Here is an 893-nt window from a genome sequence, read left to right on the forward strand (position 1 = left end):
CTGTCGGCCGCCACGGTGGAAGCCCTGCGCGGCCGCGCCCTGGACAGCCTGCTGGCCTCCTTCGGCGACAAGCGCCAGGCCCTCGAGCCCGTCATCGGGGTCGGCGACTTCGTGGCCGTCTCGGTCTGGGAGGCCGGCTCCGGCGGCCTGTTCTCCGGCCCCCTGGTGGCCGACCGCTTCTCGGCCGGCTCCAAGTCCGCCCTCATCCCCGAGCAGGTCGTGCCCCGCGACGGGGCCATCACGGTGCCCTATGCCGGGCGCATCCAGGTGGCCGGGCGCCGGCCCCAGGACGTGCAGGGCCTGATCGAGACGGAACTCGCCGGCAAGGCGATCCAGCCCCAGGTGCTGGTCTCGGTGACGAAGTCGGTCTCGCAGACCGTCACGGTCTCGGGCGAGGCCGTCAGCGGCGCGCGCGTGCCGCTCTCGGGCAAGGGCGACCGCCTGCTCGACGTGGTGGCCACCGCCGGCGGCGTGCGCGCGCCCGTGAACGAGACCTTCGTGCGGCTCTCGCGCGGCCCCCGGACCGCCACGGTGCCGCTGACCACCGTGGTGTCGAACCCGGCCGAGAACATCTTCCTGCGGCCGGGCGACACCCTGACCCTGGTGCGCGATCCCCAGACCTTCCTGGCGGTGGGCGCGCTGGGCAATTCGACCGAGATCCCGTTCCAGGCGGAGGGCATCACGCTGGCCCAGGCCCTGGCCAAGGCGCGCGGCCTGTCGGACTTCCAGGCGGACCCGGCCGGCACGTTCATCTTCCGCTTCGAGCCGGCCGCGGTGGTGCGGCGCCTGAAGCCGGGCAGCCCGCTGCTCGGCACGCCGCTGGTGCCGGTGGTCTACCGGATCAACATGCGCGATCCCAACAGCCTGTTCCTGACCCAGGCCTTCCGCATGCG

The 893-nt window shown here is 73.6% G+C and carries 1 protein-coding gene; it reads left to right on the top strand.

The window, feature by feature from the left end:
- Positions 1-893 (top strand): polysaccharide biosynthesis/export family protein (locus MKK54_RS19690; RefSeq protein WP_244013369.1); only part of this gene is annotated, 893 nt, incomplete at both ends.

Source organism: Methylobacterium sp. J-068 (genome assembly GCF_022829445.1).
Classification (GTDB): Bacteria; Pseudomonadota; Alphaproteobacteria; order Rhizobiales; family Beijerinckiaceae; genus Methylobacterium.